This window comes from Micromonospora sp. LOL_024, assembly GCF_048060415.1.
Classification (GTDB): domain Bacteria; phylum Actinomycetota; class Actinomycetes; order Mycobacteriales; family Micromonosporaceae; genus Micromonospora.
The window spans coordinates 159,992-178,141 of sequence record NZ_JBHMIS010000005.1 but is presented as its reverse complement, the minus strand read 5'-3'; the positions used below and the strand labels follow the sequence as shown (position 1 = coordinate 178,141).

General features: G+C 71.2%; 20 protein-coding genes and 3 pseudogenes. 9 read left to right on the top strand and 14 right to left on the bottom strand.

Going from position 1 to position 18,150, the window contains the following annotated elements; genetic code table 11:
- Positions 1 to 143: 143 nt before the first annotated feature.
- Positions 144 to 392 carry a DUF2630 family protein gene (locus tag ACFHWY_RS09245; protein WP_416579697.1) on the top strand — a complete coding sequence of 83 codons (249 nt, stop codon included), beginning with the start codon at positions 144 to 146 and terminating at the stop codon, positions 390 to 392.
- 48 nt (positions 393 to 440) lie between these two features.
- Here the strand turns inward: ACFHWY_RS09245 and ACFHWY_RS09240 are convergent, their stop codons facing one another.
- On the bottom strand, positions 441 to 1,376 hold the full coding sequence (locus tag ACFHWY_RS09240; protein ID WP_416579696.1) for a serine protein kinase RIO: 936 nt from the start codon (positions 1,374 to 1,376) through the stop codon (positions 441 to 443).
- A gap of 164 nt (positions 1,377 to 1,540) precedes the next feature.
- Entirely contained in the window at positions 1,541 to 2,185 is a 645-nt protein-coding gene (locus ACFHWY_RS09235; RefSeq protein WP_416579695.1) for an HAD family hydrolase, read from the bottom strand.
- A 193-nt stretch (positions 2,186 to 2,378) separates the two neighbouring features.
- On the opposite strand from ACFHWY_RS09235, the gene ACFHWY_RS09230 reads away from it, so the two are divergent.
- The 6 genes from ACFHWY_RS09230 (at position 2,379) to mug (ending at position 6,759) form a co-directional block, all read left to right on the top strand.
- Positions 2,379 to 2,951, top strand: coding sequence for a TetR/AcrR family transcriptional regulator (locus tag ACFHWY_RS09230; RefSeq protein ID WP_416579694.1), 573 nt, complete (start codon positions 2,379 to 2,381; stop codon positions 2,949 to 2,951).
- 146 nt (positions 2,952 to 3,097) lie between these two features.
- Positions 3,098 to 4,006: a TIGR04222 domain-containing membrane protein gene (locus ACFHWY_RS09225; RefSeq protein WP_416579693.1), complete on the top strand. Its 909-nt coding sequence runs from the start codon at positions 3,098 to 3,100 to the stop codon at positions 4,004 to 4,006.
- Entirely contained in the window at positions 4,003 to 4,821 is an 819-nt protein-coding gene (locus ACFHWY_RS09220) for a DUF692 domain-containing protein (protein WP_416579692.1), read from the top strand. Before ACFHWY_RS09225 ends, ACFHWY_RS09220 begins: the two co-directional genes overlap by 4 nt.
- Positions 4,818 to 5,318, top strand: a complete 501-nt coding sequence (locus ACFHWY_RS09215; protein ID WP_416579691.1) for a hypothetical protein — start codon at positions 4,818 to 4,820, stop codon at positions 5,316 to 5,318. The genes ACFHWY_RS09220 and ACFHWY_RS09215 overlap by 4 nt, the downstream gene beginning before the upstream one ends.
- A 68-nt stretch (positions 5,319 to 5,386) precedes the next feature.
- A complete protein-coding gene (locus tag ACFHWY_RS09210; RefSeq protein ID WP_416579690.1) occupies positions 5,387 to 6,148 on the top strand; it encodes an SDR family oxidoreductase in 762 nt (253 codons plus the stop codon).
- Complete coding sequence (mug, locus tag ACFHWY_RS09205; RefSeq protein WP_416579689.1) at positions 6,145 to 6,759, top strand: G/U mismatch-specific DNA glycosylase; 615 nt, start codon at positions 6,145 to 6,147, stop codon at positions 6,757 to 6,759. The genes ACFHWY_RS09210 and mug overlap by 4 nt, the downstream gene beginning before the upstream one ends.
- Before the next feature lie 147 nt (positions 6,760 to 6,906).
- On the opposite strand, the gene ACFHWY_RS09200 is transcribed toward mug, so the two are convergent.
- From ACFHWY_RS09200 to ACFHWY_RS09185, 4 genes are all read right to left on the bottom strand, one after another.
- Complete coding sequence (locus ACFHWY_RS09200) at positions 6,907 to 8,883, bottom strand: ABC transporter ATP-binding protein (RefSeq protein WP_416579755.1); 1,977 nt, start codon at positions 8,881 to 8,883, stop codon at positions 6,907 to 6,909.
- Positions 8,884 to 8,996: 113 nt separating this feature from the next.
- Entirely contained in the window at positions 8,997 to 9,764 is a 768-nt protein-coding gene (locus ACFHWY_RS09195; protein WP_416579688.1) for an enoyl-CoA hydratase/isomerase family protein, read from the bottom strand.
- A gap of 52 nt (positions 9,765 to 9,816) precedes the next feature.
- Positions 9,817 to 10,044 carry a helix-turn-helix domain-containing protein gene (locus ACFHWY_RS09190; protein ID WP_007072022.1) on the bottom strand — a complete coding sequence of 76 codons (228 nt, stop codon included), beginning with the start codon at positions 10,042 to 10,044 and terminating at the stop codon, positions 9,817 to 9,819.
- A gap of 145 nt (positions 10,045 to 10,189) precedes the next feature.
- Positions 10,190 to 11,794, bottom strand: coding sequence for an ABC-F family ATP-binding cassette domain-containing protein (locus ACFHWY_RS09185; protein WP_416579687.1), 1,605 nt, complete (start codon positions 11,792 to 11,794; stop codon positions 10,190 to 10,192).
- Positions 11,795 to 11,994: 200 nt separating this feature from the next.
- Between ACFHWY_RS09185 and ACFHWY_RS09180 the strand changes: the two are divergent.
- Together ACFHWY_RS09180 and ACFHWY_RS09175 are read left to right on the top strand one after the other, a co-directional pair.
- Positions 11,995 to 12,087 (top strand): annotated as a pseudogene (locus ACFHWY_RS09180) (hypothetical protein); the annotation flags it as partial.
- Between the two features lie 112 nt (positions 12,088 to 12,199).
- A pseudogene (locus ACFHWY_RS09175) lies at positions 12,200 to 12,259 on the top strand (hypothetical protein); the annotation flags it as partial.
- An 18-nt stretch (positions 12,260 to 12,277) separates the two neighbouring features.
- Here ACFHWY_RS09175 and ACFHWY_RS09170 read toward each other — a convergent pair.
- From ACFHWY_RS09170 to sufD, 8 genes and pseudogenes are all read right to left on the bottom strand, one after another.
- Positions 12,278 to 12,925: an acVLRF1 family peptidyl-tRNA hydrolase gene (locus tag ACFHWY_RS09170; protein WP_416579686.1), complete on the bottom strand. Its 648-nt coding sequence runs from the start codon at positions 12,923 to 12,925 to the stop codon at positions 12,278 to 12,280.
- 85 nt (positions 12,926 to 13,010) lie between these two features.
- Positions 13,011 to 13,434, bottom strand: a pseudogene (locus tag ACFHWY_RS09165) (lysine transporter LysE); the annotation flags it as partial.
- A gap of 168 nt (positions 13,435 to 13,602) precedes the next feature.
- Positions 13,603 to 14,001 carry a metal-sulfur cluster assembly factor gene (locus ACFHWY_RS09160; protein ID WP_416579685.1) on the bottom strand — a complete coding sequence of 133 codons (399 nt, stop codon included), beginning with the start codon at positions 13,999 to 14,001 and terminating at the stop codon, positions 13,603 to 13,605.
- The gene (gene sufU, locus ACFHWY_RS09155) at positions 13,998 to 14,474 is read right to left on the bottom strand and encodes a Fe-S cluster assembly sulfur transfer protein SufU (RefSeq protein ID WP_416579684.1); all 477 of its coding nucleotides are present in this window, start codon (positions 14,472 to 14,474) and stop codon (positions 13,998 to 14,000) included. The genes ACFHWY_RS09160 and sufU overlap by 4 nt, the downstream gene beginning before the upstream one ends.
- A 46-nt stretch (positions 14,475 to 14,520) precedes the next feature.
- Entirely contained in the window at positions 14,521 to 15,825 is a 1,305-nt protein-coding gene (locus ACFHWY_RS09150; RefSeq protein ID WP_416579683.1) for a cysteine desulfurase, read from the bottom strand.
- Between the two features lie 26 nt (positions 15,826 to 15,851).
- Complete coding sequence (gene sufC, locus ACFHWY_RS09145) at positions 15,852 to 16,625, bottom strand: Fe-S cluster assembly ATPase SufC (protein WP_416579682.1); 774 nt, start codon at positions 16,623 to 16,625, stop codon at positions 15,852 to 15,854.
- Complete coding sequence (locus ACFHWY_RS09140; protein ID WP_416579681.1) at positions 16,625 to 16,969, bottom strand: non-heme iron oxygenase ferredoxin subunit; 345 nt, start codon at positions 16,967 to 16,969, stop codon at positions 16,625 to 16,627. The genes sufC and ACFHWY_RS09140 overlap by 1 nt, the downstream gene beginning before the upstream one ends.
- Complete coding sequence (gene sufD, locus ACFHWY_RS09135) at positions 16,969 to 18,111, bottom strand: Fe-S cluster assembly protein SufD (RefSeq protein WP_416579680.1); 1,143 nt, start codon at positions 18,109 to 18,111, stop codon at positions 16,969 to 16,971. The genes ACFHWY_RS09140 and sufD overlap by 1 nt, the downstream gene beginning before the upstream one ends.
- Between the last annotated feature and the right edge of the window lie 39 nt (positions 18,112 to 18,150).

Genomic DNA, 18,150 nt, shown 5'->3' with positions numbered 1-18,150 from the left:
GGTCGCCCCGGGGCGGCGCACCGCGCGGCGACACCGGCACGGCGACGACGCCGCCGATACTGCTGCGGAGGCGACGGTCGACGGCGGGTGCGCCATGGCAGGGAACGTGGGCGCGGGCCGCCGCGCTGTGCCAGGCTCAGGGAATGGACGACATGACCATCCTGAGCCGGATCTCTGATCTGGTCGACGAGGAGCACCGGCTGCGCGCGCAGGCCCAGACCACCGAGGCGGGCACCGACGACGAGGCCCGAACCCGGTTGCGCGCGTTGGAGGAGTCCCTCGACCAGTGCTGGGATCTGCTCCGCCGCCGTCGCGCGGCCCGGCAGGCGCACGGCGACCCCGAGGCACAGGGCGTCCGCCCGGTGCCGGAGGTCGAGCGGTACCTGCAGTAGACCCCACCGGGCTCCGGGTGGCGGTGACCGCCACCCGGAGCCCGGAGGTCAGCGTAGGCCCACCTCCCGGGACAGCATCCCGGTCAGCTCCACCGGGTCCGCGAGGCCCGGGGGCAGGCCCCGCGCGGCGAACCAGGTGGCGACGACCCGGACGTCGCGGGTCAGGAAGTCGCGCCCCTGCGGGTTCGCCACCACGTCGACCACCTGCGGCAGGTCTATCAGCACCAGCCGCCCCGCGTGCACCAGCAGGTTGTACGCCGACAGGTCGCCGTGCGCGTATCCGGCCCGGGCCAGCACCATCAGCGCGTCGACCAACTGCTCCCACAGCTCACGCAGTTCGGCAGGGGCCGGGCGCAGTTCGGCCAGGCGTGGCGCGGCCTGTCCCGTGTCGGGATCGCCGAGGAACTCCAGCATCAGTTCGGTGCCGCGCAGCTGGACCGGGTACGGCACAGCGACCGTGCCGTACCGCTCGCCGATTTCCCACAGCTGGCCCAGCACGGCGAATTCCGCCGCCGCCCACTGCCCGGCGATCATCTGCCGGCCGAAGGCCGTCCGGCCCGTCATCGCGCGCATCTCCCGGGACCGGCGCACCCGGCGCCCTTCGAGATAGCCGCTGTCGCGGTGGAAGAGCCGGTGCCGGGGGTCACGGTAGCGTTTCGCCGCCAACAGGCAGGACCGTTCGCTGTCGGGGGCGGCCCGACGCACGAGGTGGACGTCCGCCTCCTTGCCGGTTTTGAGCACACCGAGATCGGTGTCCTTGGCGGCCAGCTCGGTCACCAGCCATTCCGGGTGGGGTTCCGGGCCGTGCACGGAGTCGTCCCAGGAGGACCAGGAAGCCCCGGTCACCGGATCCGGTTCGTCGTCAGGGTCCGTCGGTGCGGGGCTGGCCGGCCGGCCCCGCTTCAGGAAGTCTTGCTCGTCGTCGTCGAAGCGGCGCCGGCCGCGGGTACGGCGCTCCGGAGCCGGGAAGTCATCATCGCGCATCGCGCTGGTGATCCTTTGGTCGAGTCGATGGGAGGCAGGAAGCGACCTACGAGAACGGCCATGACCCACCCCATTCCTCGACCGGGCGCACGCCCGGGATGCACGATGCGCGGACCATGTTCGCGAGACCCGTCACGCCGGGTCAACCGAATTTCGGCTCGGGCTCAGGCGCCCATGATCTCGGCGATCGCGGCGATCACCGTGTCGACCGTCGCGGTGGGCGCGAACCGGGCGTCGGTCCACGGGCGCCCGCGGTGCAGCCAGACGCTGGGCAGGCCGACGGCCGTCGCCCCGCCGATGTCCGCCTCCGGGCCGTCGCCGATCACCCACGCGCCGCGCAGTGGCATCCTGGCCCGTTGGGCGGCGAGCGCGAAGATCCTGGGGTTGGGTTTGCTGACCCCGGCCTCCTCGGAGATCACCCAGTCGGCGACGTACCGGTCCAGCCCGGTTCGCCGGATCTTGGTGTCCTGTTGGCGTACCGCGCCGTTGGTCACGACCACCGGCATCCAGCCCGCATCGTCGGCGATCCGTAGGGCGCAGGCCACCAGCGGGTCGAGCCGGGTGAACTCGACGACTCCGTCGTGCAACTCCTCGACCAGGTCGATGGAGGGGATCCTCAGCCGGTAACGGTCCCGGATGGCATCGGCGACGTCCCAGCGATCGGTCAGCCCGTCGGCGTCGATGGACAGCAGCCACTCGATGTCACACGATGGGGCCCCGATGTCGTCGAGGAAGCGCGCTGCCCAGTTGCGGAACGGCCCGGCCCGGTCGAGCAGGGTGTTGTCCAAGTCCAGCAGGAGCAGCGGCACTCGGGCACCCTACGGGAATCCGGTACCCCGCCGACAGGGCAGCAGGTTACGTGGTCGTGTCGAGCGGGGTACCGGAGACCGGGTCGGTCGCCGGTCCGGGAGCCGGTCGCGCGGTGTCGCAATCCCGGCGGGTCGCAATACCAAGCCGTACGTACGGTTTGCGCTGCCCGGGGTGAACTGACACGATCGACACGTGCCAAGAGTAAGTCAGGATCAGCTCGACGCCCGTCGACAGGAGATTCTCGCCGCCGCGCGGGACTGCTTCGCCCGGCACGGCTACGAGGGCGCGACCGTGCGTCGCCTCGAGGAGGCGACCGGGCTGTCCCGAGGGGCGATCTTCCACCATTTCCGGGACAAGGACTCCCTCTTCCTCGCCGTCGCCGAGGACGACGCGGCGGTCATGGTGGAGACGGTCGCCCGTAACGGCCTGGTCCAGGTGATGCGCGACCTGCTCGCACGCGCGGTCTCCCCGGACACCACCGGCTGGCTCGGCAGCCAACTGGAGGTCTCCCGCCGGCTACGGACCGATCCCGCCTTCGCCGAACGATGGGCGCAGCGGTCGGCGGCCATCGCCGAGGCCACCCGGGAACGCCTCGCCCGGCAACGGGAGGCCGGCGTACTGCGTGAGGACGTGCCGATCGACGTGCTTGCCCGTTTCCTCGAACTCGCCCACGACGGTCTGGTGCTGCACCTGGCCATGGGACGTCCGGCCGGCGACCTCGGCCCGGTGCTCGACCTCGTCGAGGAGGCCGTCCGCCGGCACTGAGGCCATCTGCGGCGGAGATTGTGACGGATGAGACGGATGCTCGCACCGTCGGATAACAGTGAGATAACTGCGCCACCGCCGTGGTCGAACGCTGGCGTGGCCGCTCCACAATGAGCGCGAATCCCCTCGTGTGACAGGAGCAGGCCATGATGGATCTCGCGGCAGATTTCGACACCTGGGGTGTCCCCAGCCGCACCTTCCTGACTCTCTACCTGGTGACTGCCCTCGTGCTCGTCACGGGTGCCCTGGTCCACCGCCGGAACCTGCTGTCCGGCCGGACGGCACCACCGGCCGACCAGCTCGGCCCGCAGCAGATCGCCTACCTCAACGGCGGCGAGGACCTGGCGGTCTGGACCTCGCTCAGCAGCCTGCGCAACCAGGGCCTGATCGGGGTGCAGACGAACGGCGCGCTGACCACCGAAGGCCAGTTGCCGGCCGGCGCCACCCCGCTCGACCGGGCCGTCCACCACGCCGCGAGCCAGCACCACCCGGCCCGGCAGCTACGGCAGACCGAGTGGGTCGCCCGGGCCCTCACCGAACTGCGCGACGGGTTGGACCGCCACGGCCTGCTGATCGGTTCGGACCGGCGGGCGGCCCTGCGGCTGGGCCCGCTACTGCTGGCCGCGCTACTGCTGCTCGGTGTCGCACGTTTCGCCGCCGGCCTGGCCAACGGCCGCCCGGTCTGGTACCTCGTGTTCATCGTGTGCGGCCTGGCGGCGGTGACCACCGTGCTGTTCGTACGGATGCCCCGGCGGACCCGGGCGGCAGATCTCGCGATCCGGCGGCTGCAGCAGCGCAACCACCACCTCGCGCCCGCCTCGAACCCGGCCTACACCGTCTACGGATCCGCCGGCCTGGCGATGGCGGTGGCGCTCTACGGCACCGCAACGATCTGGGCCCTCGACCCGACCTTCGCCCAGCAGACCGAGATCCAGCGCCAGGAAGCGACCTCTGGTGATGCCACCACCAGTTGCAGCGGGGGCAGCACCGCAGATGGGAACAGCGGCTGCGGCGACGGCGGGGGCGGGTGCGGAGGGGGCGGGTGCGGCGGATGACCGGCCCGCACGGGGTCGGCATCGGCTGGCGGCCGGAGATCGCCGGCTTCGTCGCCGAGCTGCCCGGCCTACGCTTCGTCGAGGTGGTCGCCGAGACAGTGCCGATTGTCGGGCCACCACCCGCCGGGCTGGTCGAGCTTCGGCAGCGCGGGGTGGCCGTCATACCGCACGGGGTGCGGCTCTCCCTCGGCGGCGCGGACCCGGTCGAGCCGACCCGGGTCGCCCACCTCGCCGCGGTCGCCGAACTGCTGGCCGCCCCACTGGTCAGCGAGCACATCGCCTTCGTCCGGGCCGGCGGCCTGGAGGCGGGGCACCTGCTGCCGCTCCCGCGCACCCGTGAGGCGGTGGACGTGGTCTGCGCGAACGTCGCCCGGACACAGGCGGAGTTGCCGGTGCCAATCGCGTTGGAACCGATCGCGGCACTGTTCGACTGGCCGGACGACGAACTCGACGAGGCGGCTTTCCTCGGCGAGATCCTGGAACGCACCGGCGCGCTGCTGCTGCTCGACATCGCCAACGTGTACGCCAACGCCCGCAACCGGGGCACCGACCCGCTGGCATTGCTGGACCGACTGCCCCTGGAACGGGTGGCGTACCTGCACGTCGCCGGTGGTGCCGAGCAGGGCGGCTTCTACCACGACACGCACACCGATCCGGTGGACCGGGAGGTGCTGGAGCTGCTCGGCGAGCTCTGCGCCCGGCGTCGCCCACCGGCGGCGCTGCTGGAACGCGACGGGCACTACCCCTCGGCCGCCGAGTTGCGGGCCGAACTGGACGCCGTGGCCACCACCTGCGGGTTTTCGGTGGTCACATGAGCACGACCGGGTCGCTGGCAGCACGGCAGGCGGAGCTGGTCCTGGCCCTGACCACCGGCGGCCCACCGCCACCCGGCTTCGCGACCAGACCGCTCGCCGCCGCCCGGGCCGCGCTGCTGCGCAAGCGGGCCGGTGAGGTCGCCCGGCACTGGCCGCTGCTCACCGCGGGCCTCGGCGGCAACTGGTCGACCGTGTTCGGCGAGTGGGCGGCGAGCCGGTCCCCCGCCGGCGGGCTGCGCGACGGTTGGGACCTGGCCCGCACACTGCACGCACGCGACGCACTGCCGATGCTGGGCGCCGAGGAACTCGCGGTCCGGGAGGCGGGTCTGCGCTACGACGGGCGGCAGGCCCCGCGGCGGCGCCGCTTGCCGGCCGTCGGTCGGGCCGGCGGCGCCGTCGCCATCCAGGTCGCCGGCCGGGTGCGCCTACTCCGCCCGGCTAGGTCTAAGGAAGGGCCCCCAACTGACGCCTCCGGTTTGGGAAGGGCCCCTTCCTGACACCTCCTCGTCGCTGCCGACTCGGGCCCGGATAGCCGAGTCGGGCTCGTTCGGGCAGGATCGGCGGCATGGATCTCGGACTGACCGATCGGGTGTACGTGCTCACCGGAGCCTCCCGTGGACTCGGCTATGCCACCGCCCAGGCCCTGGTGGCCGACGGCGCCCGGGTGGTGCTCTCTGCCCGGCACCCCGACATGGTCGACGCCGCCACGGCCGGCTTCGCCAGACCGGATCGGGCCGTTGGCATCACCGCGGACCTGACTGACCCAACCACCCCCGGCCGGCTGCTCACCGCCGCGCACGAGCACTTCGGCCGGCTCGACGGCGCGCTGGTCTCGGTCGGCGGACCGCCGGCGGGCAGCGCGGCCGCGGTCGACGACGAGCAGTGGCGGCAGTCCTTCGAGACCGTTTTCCTCGGCAGCGTCCGGATGGTGCGTACGGTCGCCGCCGCGCTGCCCGACGGCGGCGCGATCGCGTTGGTGCTCTCCACCTCGGCGCGCGGCCCGGTCACCGGGTTGGGCATCTCCAACGGGCTACGCCCCGGCCTTGCCGGCGTCGCCAAGGACGTCGCCGACGAGTACGGGCCGCGCGGGGTGCGGGTGGTCGGCCTCCTGCCGGGTCGATTCATGACCGACCGCAACCGGGAGCTTTTCGCCGCCACCGGCAACCCCGAGCGGGCGAGGACAGAGGCGCAGACCGGTATCCCGCTGCGTCGCATCGGCGACCCGGCCGAGTTCGGCCGGATCGCCGCCTTCACGCTCTCCCCCGCGGCCAGCTACCTCACCGGGGTCACCATCCCGGTCGACGGCGGCGCGCTGCGTGGCCTGTGACCGCCGAACCGCCCGCCAGCCGCTACCGACCTGCCGAGCGCGGTAGGCCAGCGCACCGACCCAACCCGCGCCCGAGCCGGAAGGAACTGTCGGCGGCCGCCGACAAACTCCTTCCCGACGTCATCACGGCGGGCCTTGACGTCCTCTTCGTCGGGATCAACCCCGGGTTGTGGTCGGCGGCCACCGGCTGGCACTTCGCCCGCCCCGGCAACCGGTTCTGGCCGGCCCTGCACCGGGGCGGGTTCACGCCGCGCCTGCTGCATCCCAGCGAGCAGAAAGAGCTGCCCGGGCTCGGCCTGGGCATCACCAACCTGGCCGCCCGGGCCAGCGCCCGCGCCGACGAGCTGACCGCCGCCGAACTTGTCGACGGCGCGCGGACGCTGACCGCCAAGGTGGCCCGGTACCGGCCCCGTTGGGTGGCCGTGGTCGGGGTGACCGCGTACCGCGTGGGGTTCTCCCGACCGAAGGCGGTCTTCGGCCCACAGCCGGTGTCACTGGCGGGCGCCTGGCTCTGGGTGCTGCCCAATCCCAGCGGCTTGAACGCCCACTTCACCCCACAGACGCTTGGCGCCGCCTTCGCCGAACTCCGGGAGGCCACCCGCCAGCAGTGAGCGGCTTGGACCGCCGGGTCGGGCACCGGGCCGAGGCGGCAGTCCCACCAGCTGAGGCCGCCCGGGCGGGTCAACGCGCTGTCGTTGATCACCGGTATGCAAGGTTGGCGGCGTGCACCCGCCGACGGCCCGGGCGAGGGCTCGCCGTCAGTTGGCGGCGGCGGGGGGCAGAGCCTCCTCGGCGATGTACTCGCGGGTCGGGATCACCACCGGTTCGGGGCCGGTCGCGTCGACGTACGGAGTGGGCGAGTCGGCCACCGCGAACTGGGTGCGGTACAACTCGGCGTAGAGGCCGCCGACGGCGACCAGCTCTTCGTGGCGGCCCCGCTCGACGATGCGGCCGGCGTCGAGGACGAGAATCTGGTCGGCGTCGCGGACCGTCGAGAGCCGGTGCGCGATCACCAGAGCGGTACGCCCGGTCAACGCCACCGCAAGCGCCCGCTGAACGGCCGCCTCGCTCTCCGAGTCCAGGTGCGCGGTCGCCTCATCGAGGATGACGAGCGAGGGCGCCTTGAGCAGCAGCCGGGCGATGGCGATGCGCTGCTTCTCGCCGCCGGAGAAGCGGTAACCGCGTTCACCGACGGTGGTGTCCAGCCCGTCGGGCAGGGTACGCACCAAATCGGCGACCTGCGCGCCCGCGAGGGCCGCCCACAACTCGTCTTCTGTGGCGTCCGGCTTGGCGTAGCGAAGGTTCTCCGCGATGCTCTCGTGGAACAGGTGTGAGTCCTGGGTGACCACACCGATCTCGTCGCGCAGCGAGTCCGCGGTGGCGTCACGGACGTCGACCCCACCCACCAGCACCTGCCCGTCGGTGACGTCGTAGATGCGGGAGATCAGCATGGACAGTGTCGACTTGCCTGCGCCGGAGGGGCCGACCAGGGCCACCATCTGACCGGGATCGACCTTGAAGGAGACGCCCTTGAGGACCGGTTCGTTGACCGTACGGTCCAGAGCGGCGACCTCCTCCAGCGACGCGAGAGAGATCTCGGCGGCGCTCGGGTAGCGGAACCGCACGTCGCGGAACTCGACGGTCCCGGTGCCGCGGGGCACCGGCACCGCGTCGGACCGTTCCTTGATCGTCGGGTCCAGGTCGAGCACCTCGAAGACCCGGTCGAACGAGACCAGTGCGCTCATCACGTCGACCCGCACGTTACTCAACGCGGTCAGCGGGCCGTACAGGCGGGTGAGCAGCAGCGCCAGGGTCACCACGGTGCCGGCACTGACGTTGCCGGCGACGGCCAGCCAGCCACCGAGGCCGTAGGTCAACGCCTGGGCCAGCGAGGCCACCAGCAGCATCGCGACAAAGAACGTCCGCGAGTACATCGCGGAGGTGATGCCGATGTCGCGCACCCGCTCGGCTCGGGCGGCGAAGCGGCCCGACTCCGCGTCCGGCCGGCCGAAGAGCTTCACCAGCAACGCGCCGGCCACCCCGAACCGCTCGGTCATGGTCGTGTTCATCTTGGCGTCGAGGTTGTACGACTCGCGGGTGATCTCGGCCAGCCTACGGCCGACCCGGCGCGCCGGGATGATGAACACCGGTAGCAGCACCAGCGAGAGCGCGGTGATCTGCCAGGAGAGGGTGAACATCACCGCGGCCGTGAGGACCAGTTGGATCACGTTGCTGACCACGCCGGACAGGGTCGAGGTGAAGGCCCGCTGCGCACCAATGACATCGTTGTTGAGCCGACTGACCAGCGCACCGGTCTGGGTGCGGGTGAAGAACTGCAGCGGCATCCGCTGCACGTGGTCGTAGACCCGGGTACGCAGGTCGAGGATGATGCCCTCGCCGATGCGGGCCGAGTACCACCGTTGGGCGAGTGAGAGCAGTGCGTCGGCGACCGCGAGAGCGGCGATGAACAGGGCCAGCCGGATCACCAACGCGCCGGCCTCGGGGCCACCCCGGGTGATCGCGTCGATGACGTCGCCGGCGAGCAGCGGGGTGGCCACCCCGATCACCGCGGCGATGATCACGGTGACCAGGAACACCACGATGTCACGCCGGTAGGGCCGGGCGAACTCCACGATCCGACGTGCGACGCCACGCTGCAGCCGGTGCGTGGAGATGTCGTCCTCGCGGCGCATCGACTGGAGCATGCTCCAACCGCCCATGCCACCGGCGGTCATCGGGTTGGACACGTTCAACCTCCGGGCTGGTACGTCATCACGCCGTCGGGTCAATTCTCCCGACGACTACGACAACTTCGCGAGTAACCCAGATCTTCCCGAACGGTCCTTACCTAATCTCCGTGGCCGGCGAGGTCCCGCAGCCGTCGGGTCTGCGCCTCCCGCTCGGCCCGCTGCTGCTCGGCGGGGCTCCGGCCGGCAGCGCCGGCGAGCAGCGCCTTGATCTCCACCACCGCGCCCCGGGGGTTGGCGAGCAGCCCGGCGACCAGATCCCGCACCGCACCGCCCAGCTCAGGACTCGGCACGACAAGGGTGGCCAGGCCGATCCGATCCGCCTCGGGGGCGTCCATCCGGCGGCCGGTGGCGCAGATCTCCAGTGCTCGGGCATACCCGACTAGTTCCACTAGGCGGCTGGTGCCGGCCAGATCCGGTACCAGACCCAACGTCACCTCGGCCATGGAGAACGTGGCGTCCTCGGCCAGCACCCGCATGTCGCAGGCGAGGGCAAGTTGGAAGCCGGCACCGATGGCGTGCCCGTGCACGGCGGCGACGGAGATGATGTCCGGCCGGTGCAACCAGGTGAAACCGCCCTGGTAGTCGGCTATCCGGTCGGCGCACTCCTGCTCGGGGAGGGTCGTCAACTCGGCGAAGGAGCCGGGCCCGGACGCACCGGCCACCGACAGGTCGAGGCCGGCGGAGAAGGCCCGCCCCTCTCCCCGCACGACGACCACCCGCACGTCGCCGGGAAGGTCCCGGGAGAAGTCGCTCATCGCACGCCACATCGCCGGGGTCTGTGCGTTGAGCACGTCGGGCCGGCACAGGGTGACTGTGGCGACCGGCCCGTCGCAGTCCAGCCGGACCCCGGTCGCCTCGGCGGTCACCGGGCGGCCCGGGTCACGGTGGTGGCGCTGGTGAACGATGTCGACGGACGGATCACGCCTTCTTACGGCGGCGAGCCCCGCCGCGCTGCCGCAGCTGCACCCCGGACTCGGTGAGCACCCGGTGGATGAACCCGTAGGATCGGCCGGTCGAGGCTGCGAGCGCCCGGATGCTCTCGCCTCCGGTGTACCGCTTGACGAGGTCCTTGGCGAGCGTCTGACGCTCGGCTCCGACGATCCGGCGACCCTTCTCAGTGCTGGTGGCTGTGCCAGTGGCTGCCATGCTGTGTCCTCACGTCCCAGACTGTGCGGTTCGGATACGGTCCCACCTATTAGACCGCCTCGGACGATCATGCGCCAGATATCAACTATTCGCCAACCGACACGCTATGCATTGTCAGCTTCCCGATAGGTGACGCCACGACCGCTCAGGCCAGCTCGACCAGTTCGAGCAGGTCGTCGCTCCAGGCGTCCTCGTCGCCGTCGGGCAGCAGGATCGCCCGGTCGGGCTTGAGCGCGAAAACGGCGCCGGGATCGTGCGTGACCAGGACGATCGCCCCCGGGTAGCGGGCGATGGCGTCGAGCACCTGCTCCCGGCTGATCGGATCGAGGTTGTTGGTCGGCTCGTCGAGCAGCAGCACGTTGGCGCCGGAGCAGACCAGAGTGGCCAGAGCCAGCCGGGTCTTCTCCCCACCGGAGAGCACCGCGGCGGGCTTGTCCACGTCCTCGCCGGAGAAGAGGAAGGCACCAAGGATTTTCCGCAGATCGGTATCGGTCTGCTCGATCGACGCGGCCCGCATGTTCTCCAGCACGGTCCGCTCGACGTCCAGCGTCTCGTGCTCCTGCGCGTAGTATCCCAGTCGCAGTCCGTGACCGGCGTGCACCTCGCCGGTGTCCGGCTCAAGGAGCCCGCCGAGCATCCGCAGCAGCGTCGTCTTGCCGGCGCCGTTGAGGCCGAGGATGGCCACCCGGGAGCCCCGGTCGACCGCCACGTCCACGTCGGTGAAAATCTCCAGGGAGCCGTACGACTTGGACAGGCCGGTCGCGGTCAGCGGGGTCCTGCCGCACGGCGCGGGAGCGGGAAAGCGCACCTTGGCCACCTTGTCGGCGACGCGCACCTCCTCAAGGCCGGAGATCAGGCGCTCGGCACGGCGGGCCATGTTCTGCGCGGCGACGGTCTTGGTCGCCTTCGCCCGCATCTTGTCGGCCTGGGCCATCAGCGCCCCGGCCTTCTTCTCGGCGTTGGCCCGTTCCCGGCGCCGACGTCGCTCGTCGGTCTCCCGCGCCTCCAGGTAGGCCTTCCAACCGAGGTTGTAGCCGTCGACCACCGAACGGGTGGCGTCGAGGAACCAGACCTTGTTCACCACCGACTCCAGCAGCGAGCCGTCGTGCGAGATCACCACTAGCCCACCCTTGTGATTGGCCAGGAAACTCCGCAACCAGGTGATCGAGTCGGCGTCGAGGTGGTTGGTGGGCTCGTCGAGCAGCAGGATGCCACCGCCGTTCTCGCCCGCGTCGCGGAACAGGATCCGGGCCAGCTCGATGCGGCGCCGCTGGCCGCCGGAGAGCGTGCCGATGGTCTGGGTCAGGGCCCGGTCCGGTAATCCCAGGTTGGCGCAGATCCGGGCCGCCTCGGCCTCGGCGGCGTAGCCGCCCAGGGCGGCGAACTGGTCCTCCAGCGCACCGTAGCGGCGGACCAGGCGCTCGTCGCCGCCGTCGGCGAGCTTCTCCTCCAGATCCTTCATCCCGGCCATCAGCGTGTCCAGCCCACGTGCGGATAGCACCCGGTCCCGGCCGATGACGTCCAAGTCACCGGTACGCGGATCCTGCGGAAGGTAGCCGACGGCGCTACGCCGGTCGATCTGACCGGCGTACGGCTGCCCCTCGCCGGCGAGGACCTTCAGGGTGGTGGTCTTGCCGGCGCCGTTGCGGCCGACCAGGCCGATCCGGTCGCCCGGCTGCACCCGCAGCGTGGTGTCGGACAGCAGGATTCGGGCGCCGGCGCGCAGTTCGAGGCCGCTGGCAGTGATCATGTCGGGGTACTCGCTCTCGGGATCCGAAGGGCTGACTCAGGGCACACGAAAGCGCCGGCGGATCCTGGAGACCCGTCGGCGCGGGGCGTTCAGCCTTCGCAGAGCAGCACGGGTTCGAGTGTACCGGGCCCCGGCCGGCACCCGTGGCTTCGGGCTCAACGCCATGACAGCGCGACCCGGGCAACGTCAACGACCTGTCCGTGCGACTGGAGTTGCAGGCTGACTGCTGCGTGGGTGCGTGGGCCAAGAACGCGACCGGCACGGCCGACGAGAGCGGCCAGCGGATCTTCACCAGCATCACCGAGCAGGCCATCGGCGACGACGCGATCTCCAGGCGCGCCGACCGGCCGGTCAACCGGACGAGTTCACCCCCACGGCTCGTCTGCCGACCGCAAGCGGTGGTTCAACCGAGGCTACGACAGCGGCGACCCGGCCTCCTGCGACACCTTCAGCGGGGCGGTCTGAGGGGTCGGGAGACGGCGGTCAGGCGGGGTCGCGGACCAGGACGTGCACGGCCCGAGCCGCGGCCACCGCGTCGACCAGCACCGCGTACCTGGGCTCGGGCACATCGAGCAGCCGGTCGGCGCGCAGCGCGGCCAGCGGGGCGAGCCGGCGGTCGGCCAGCACGGTGTCCACGGCCCGCCGGTCCCCGCCGGCGACCAGCGCGTCCAGCCGGTCGACGGCCGGCAGCAACAGCCGGGCCGCGAGGTCGACCGCATCGGCCAGCGCCGCCTTCGCCTGGTTGTCCCGTCGCCGGGCGAACCGCTGCTGCGACCAGCCTCCGGCGGCGGTTCGGCCCTGCACGTACCGGGTGTCGACCTTGTGCACGGGCAACTGCTCCCCCTCGGCGACGCCCACCGCCACCGCGCCCTTGCGGGCGAGCAGCAGGCCGATCCGCCGGGGGGCGGTCGCGGTGGCCACGAAGGACGGCAGCTCGGTGGTGGCCGGTGCGCCAGGCGGGGCGTGCAGCTCCGCGGTCGCGCCGTCCGGGGCGGTCAGCAGCAGGCCGTACGCCTCGACGGTGGTGACGGGTGGGCCGTGCCGGTCGGTGAAACCACCCACCCAGCGGTCGATCCGGGCCGGGTCGACCTCGACCCACCGGCCTCCCCCGGCGGCGGGTCGGCTGCTCATCACCCGACCGTACGGCACGGCGGGTCGTGCCCGCTCATCGGAGTTCGACTGCCTCGGCCGTCTCGGCCCGGTCGGCTGCTGCCGGTCATCCGCCCAGGAGCATGCCGACGGCGAGCGCGGCGATGATGGCGCTCGACAGCAGGGCGGTCACCAGTCGGCCCCGGTGACTGGCGAGCGTCCGGCCGACCAACGAGCCGCCCCCGGCGACCAGCAGCTGCCAGCTCGCCGAGGCAACGAACGCGCCGAGGGCGAAGACGATGCCGGTTGCGGCGTCCAGCCCGCCCAGGTCGCGGCGGCCGAGCACCAGGGCCGTGAAGTAGACGACGGTGGCGGGATTGAGCATCGTCAGCGCGAGGACCCCGGCGAAGGCCCGCAACGGGGTGTCCAGCCCGCCCCGCACGACCGTGACATCCGGCCGGCCCGCCGAGGGGGGTGAGCCAGGCGGCGACCACCGCGCCGCCGAGCGCCGCGACACCGGCATAGATCCCGTCGGCGGTGGCCACGGCGACAGGGAACGGCATCATCGGGTACGCCTCGTTCACCCGGCCATCCTGCGCCGGCCGTTGCCGGTGCCGCCACGGATTATCGCCGTCAGGCTGGACCGTTCATGCCCTCATCATCGCCGCCGACCGGCGCGGCATCCGGGGATGCCGCGCCGATGAACGTACGGGACCGACTCAGACGTTGAAGCCGAGGGACCTCAGCTGGTCGCGGCCCTCGTCGGTGATCTTGTCCGGCCCCCACGGCGGCAGCCACACCCAGTTGATCCGGATGTCCGAGACGAGCCCGCCGCCCGGACCGGTGGTCAGCGCCTGCCTGGTCTGGTCCTCGATCACGTCGGTCAACGGGCAGGCGGCCGAGGTCAGCGTCATGTCCAGGGTGGCCACGTTCTCGTCGTCGACGTGCACGCCGTACACCAGGCCCAGGTCGACGACGTTGATGCCCAACTCCGGGTCGACGACGTCCTTCATCGCCTCCTCGACGTCGGCCAGGGCGGCCTTGCCGCCCGTCGCCGGCGTCGTCGCGCCGTCAGTCGCCACGGCACCCGTCTCCGGCGTGGTGGTCTCGTCGCTCATGCCTTCACCTCCGTCGGGCTCGCGCCCACACCGGCGCGTGCCGCGGCGTCCTTGAACGCCATCCACGGCAACAACGCACATTTGACCCGGGCGGGATAGCGGGCCACGCCCTCGAAGGCAACCCCGTCACCGAGCACGTCTTCGTCCGGCGTGACCTGGCCACGACCGGACATCAGCGCCAGGAACGCCTCGTGCACCTCGAACGCGTCGGCCGCACCTTGGCCGGTCAGCAGTTCGTGCAGCACGCTCGCGGACGCCTGGCTGATCGAGCAACCGACACCGTCGTACGACACGTCGTGCAAGATGTCGCCATCGGCGGTCACCCGGATGGTCACCTCGTCCCCGCAGGTCGGGTTGACGTGGTGTGCCTCGCCCACCTGGTGGGCCGGGTCTGCGGCGTCGCGCAGGCCACGGCCGTGCGGGCGCTTGTAGTGATCCAGGATGATCTCCTGGTACAGAGACTCAAGCTGCATCAGGCTGACCCCCCCTCGACTCGCCCAGGCTCCTGCGTCGCCCGGCTCATCGGAACACCTTCCACACCTGCTCCAGGCCCGCGACCAGAACGTCGATCTCGTCTCTGGTGGTGTAGAGGTAGAACGACGCCCGGGTGGTGGCCGGCACTCCGAACCGGAGGCAGACCGGCCGGGCGCAGTGGTGACCCACCCGTACCTGCACGCCGAGGGAGTCCAACACCTGACCCACGTCGTGCGGATGCACGTCACCGAGGGCGAAGGAGATCGTACCGCCCCGGCCGACCGGCACCTCCGGCCCGAAGATCCGCAGGCCGGGCACGGTGGCCAGGGCATCCAGCGCGTACGCGGTCAGCTGCTTCTCGTGCCATTGGACGGCCCGCATGCCGACGCCGGTGAGGTAGTCCACGGCCGCGCCCAGCGCGACGGCCTCCGCGATCGGCGGGGTGCCCGCCTCGAAGCGGGCCGGCGGCGCGGCGTACGTCGAGCCGGCCATCGTCACCGTCTCGATCATCGAGCCGCCGCCGAACACCGGCGGCATCGCCGCCAACAGGTCGGTACGCCCCCAGAGCACCCCGATGCCGGTCGGGCCGCACATCTTGTGCCCGGTGAAGACGATGAAGTCAGCGTCCAGGTCGACCACGTCGATCGGCATGTGCGGCACCGACTGCGAGCAGTCCAGCAGCAGCAGCGCCCCCACCTCGCGAACCCGGGCGGTGATCCGTGCGGTGGCGTTGACGGTGCCGAGGATGTTCGACATGTGCACCAGCGAGACGATCTTCGTCCGTTCGTTGACCAGGTCCGTCAACCCCGACTCGTCCAGCCGTCCGTTGTCGGTGACCGGGAACCAACGCAGCGTGGCGCCGGTACGCTCGGCCACCAGCTGCCACGGGACGATGTTCGAGTGGTGCTCCATCTCCGAGATGACGATCTCGTCGCCCGGCCCGAGCCGGAATCGGGGGTCGGCGTCGGGACGCAGCGAGGCGTTGGAGAACGCGTACGCCACGATGTTGATCGCCTCGGTGGAGTTCTTGGTGAAGACCACCTCGTCGACGCTCGGCGCGTTGACGAACGCGGCGACCTTCGCCCGGGCGCCCTCGTACGCCTCGGTCGCCTCGGTGCCCAGCGTGTGCACCGACCGCGACACGTTGGCGTTGTGCCGGGCGTAGTGCTCGGCCAGCACGTCGAGCACCTGGCGTGGCTTGTGCGAGGTGTTGGCGCTGTCGAGGTAGACCAGCGGATGTCCGTTGACTTCCCGACCCAGGATCGGGAAGTCGGCGCGGACCGCCGCCACGTCGTAGCTGGGCGCGTCGTCGTACTGCGGCATCCCCGGCGGGATCGCGATGGTGGTCATCGTCGTGACCGGCCCTTCCTTCGGGATCAGACCCGCGCCGAGCCGGCCCCGGCCGCGTACCGCTCGTAGCCGGACTCCTCAAGCTTGTCGGCCAGCTCCGGGCCGCCCTGCTCGACGATCCGACCGGCGACGAAGACGTGCACGAAGTCGGGCTTGATGTAGCGCAGGATCCGCGTGTAGTGGGTGATCAGCAGCAGGCCGGTGTCACCGGTGTCGCGCACCCGGTTCACACCCTCGCTCACCACGCGCAGCGCGTCCACGTCGAGACCGGAGTCGGTCTCGTCGAGAATCGCCACCTTCGGCTTGAGCAACTCCAGCTGCACGATCTCGTGCCGCTTCTTCTCGCCGCCGGAGAATCCCTCGTTGACGTTGCGCTGGGCGAAGGCCGGGTCCATGTGCAGGCGCTCCATGGCGCCGCGCAGCTCGCCGCCCCAGGTGCGCAGCTTCGGCGCCACACCGTCCAGGGCGGTCTTGGCGGTACGCAGGAAGTTCGCCACCGACACACCGGGCACCTCGACCGGGTACTGCATGGCGAGGAAGAGACCGGCGCGGGCCCGCTCGTCGACGGAGAGCTCCAGCACGTCGACGCCGTCCAGGGTCACCGAACCGCCGGTGATCTCGTACTTCGGGTGGCCGGCGATCGAGTACGCCAGGGTCGACTTGCCGGAGCCGTTCGGGCCCATGATGGCGTGGGTCTCCCCGGAGCGCACGGTCAGGTCCACACCGGCCAGGATCGGCTTGAGCTCACCCTCGGGCAGCTTGACCGACACCTGCAGGTCACGAATCTCCAGGGTGCTCATTATCGGGTCACTCCATTGCTCGGCATCGGGCGACCGTCGTCGCCCACGGGAAGGAAGATGTCACCGTCACGGACTTCGACGGGATAGACGGGGACGGGTTCGGTGGCGGGCAGCCCGGTGGGCTCGCCGGTACGCAGGTCGAAACGGGAGCCGTGCAGCCAGCACTCCAAGGTGCAGCCGTCCACCTCCCCTTCGGAGAGGGCGACCGCGGCGTGTGAGCACTCGTCGAACACGGCGTGGAACGATCCGTCGTCGGCGTGCACCACCGCGATCTGGGTGCCGTCGACGTCCGCGCTGACCGCGGTGCCCTTGGGCACGTCCTCGACCGAGCAGATCCGGAGCATCAGGCGCCCGCCTTGGTCAGCCGATCCTCGATCGTCGCGCCGAGCCGCTCGCGCAGCTCCTCGACCGGGATCTTGTTCAGCAGCTCGGCGAAGAAGCCGCGTACCACCAGGCGCCGAGCTTCGCTCTCCGGGATGCCCCGGGCCATCAGGTAGAACAGCTGCTCGTCGTCGAAACGACCGGTGGCGCTCGCGTGACCGGCACCGGCGATCTCGCCGGTCTCGATCTCCAGGTTCGGTACGGAATCGGCCCGCGCGCCGTCGGTGAGCAGCAGGTTCCGGTTGATCTCGTACGTGTCGGTGCCCGTCGCATCCGCGCGGATCAGCACGTCGCCGACCCAGACGGTGTGGGCGCTCTCCCCCTGCAACGCGCCCCGGTAGCCGACGTAGCTGCGGCAGTCCGGCACGGTGTGGTCGACCAGTTGGCGGTGCTCCAGATGCTGGCCGGAGTCGGCGAAGTAGACGCCGTACAGCTCGGCCTCGCCGCCCCGGTCGGTGTACTCCACGGTGGTGTGCTGACGGACCAGGTCGCCGCCGAGGGTCACCTGGATGTGCTGCACCCTCGCGTCGCGGCCCAGCCGTACCTTCAGGTGCTGCGCCTGCACCGCGTCGTCGGCCCAGTCGGCGACCGTGACCAGCGTCAGCTTCGCCCCGTCGCCGACCGTGACCTCGATGTTGTCGGCCAGCGTCGTCGAACCCACCTGCTCCAGCACCAGGACCGCCTCGGCGAACCGTTCCACCTGCACCACGGTGTGCCCGAAGGCCACCCCGTCGGCGCCCTCGCCGACGACCCGCACGACCGCCGGCCCGCTGATGACGGCGTCCTGCGCCACCCGCACCAGCAACGCCTGCCCGGCACCGCCGAACGCCAGCGCGCTGACCCGGTCGAACGGGGTCAGGACGGCACCCACCCGGGGGTCGTCGCTGCCGATCCGCTCGACGGACACACCCTCGGGCAGGTCTGCGTACTCGTGCCGGACCGTGCCGGTAGCGGTCGGGTCGTCTCCGACCAGCCCGCGTAGCCGCTTGAGCGGGGTAAATCGCCACTCCTCCTCCAGGCCCGTGAGGGCCGGGAAGTCAGCGACGTCGTACGAGCGCAGCGCCTGCGACTTGGTGCTCGGCGGCGCGGAAGCCTGGGTAGTCATCTCTTCCTTGCTTGTCTCTGCGACGACGGTGTCAGTTGA

Coding starts and splice junctions, on each gene's coding strand:
- ACFHWY_RS09245 (WP_416579697.1), top strand. CDS start 144: ATGGACGACATGACCATCCTGAGCCGGATCTCTGATCTGGTCGACGAG.
- ACFHWY_RS09240 (WP_416579696.1), bottom strand. CDS start 1,376: ATGCGCGATGATGACTTCCCGGCTCCGGAGCGCCGTACCCGCGGCCGG.
- ACFHWY_RS09225 (WP_416579693.1), top strand. CDS start 3,098: ATGATGGATCTCGCGGCAGATTTCGACACCTGGGGTGTCCCCAGCCGC.
- ACFHWY_RS09220 (WP_416579692.1), top strand. CDS start 4,003: ATGACCGGCCCGCACGGGGTCGGCATCGGCTGGCGGCCGGAGATCGCC.
- ACFHWY_RS09215 (WP_416579691.1), top strand. CDS start 4,818: ATGAGCACGACCGGGTCGCTGGCAGCACGGCAGGCGGAGCTGGTCCTG.
- ACFHWY_RS09210 (WP_416579690.1), top strand. CDS start 5,387: ATGGATCTCGGACTGACCGATCGGGTGTACGTGCTCACCGGAGCCTCC.
- ACFHWY_RS09200 (WP_416579755.1), bottom strand. CDS start 8,883: ATGACCGCCGGTGGCATGGGCGGTTGGAGCATGCTCCAGTCGATGCGC.
- ACFHWY_RS09190 (WP_007072022.1), bottom strand. CDS start 10,044: ATGGCAGCCACTGGCACAGCCACCAGCACTGAGAAGGGTCGCCGGATC.
- ACFHWY_RS09185 (WP_416579687.1), bottom strand. CDS start 11,794: ATGATCACTGCCAGCGGCCTCGAACTGCGCGCCGGCGCCCGAATCCTG.
- ACFHWY_RS09170 (WP_416579686.1), bottom strand. CDS start 12,925: ATGAGCAGCCGACCCGCCGCCGGGGGAGGCCGGTGGGTCGAGGTCGAC.
- ACFHWY_RS09160 (WP_416579685.1), bottom strand. CDS start 14,001: ATGAGCGACGAGACCACCACGCCGGAGACGGGTGCCGTGGCGACTGAC.
- sufU (WP_416579684.1), bottom strand. CDS start 14,474: ATGCAGCTTGAGTCTCTGTACCAGGAGATCATCCTGGATCACTACAAG.
- ACFHWY_RS09150 (WP_416579683.1), bottom strand. CDS start 15,825: ATGACCACCATCGCGATCCCGCCGGGGATGCCGCAGTACGACGACGCG.
- sufC (WP_416579682.1), bottom strand. CDS start 16,625: ATGAGCACCCTGGAGATTCGTGACCTGCAGGTGTCGGTCAAGCTGCCC.
- ACFHWY_RS09140 (WP_416579681.1), bottom strand. CDS start 16,969: ATGCTCCGGATCTGCTCGGTCGAGGACGTGCCCAAGGGCACCGCGGTC.
- sufD (WP_416579680.1), bottom strand. CDS start 18,111: ATGACTACCCAGGCTTCCGCGCCGCCGAGCACCAAGTCGCAGGCGCTG.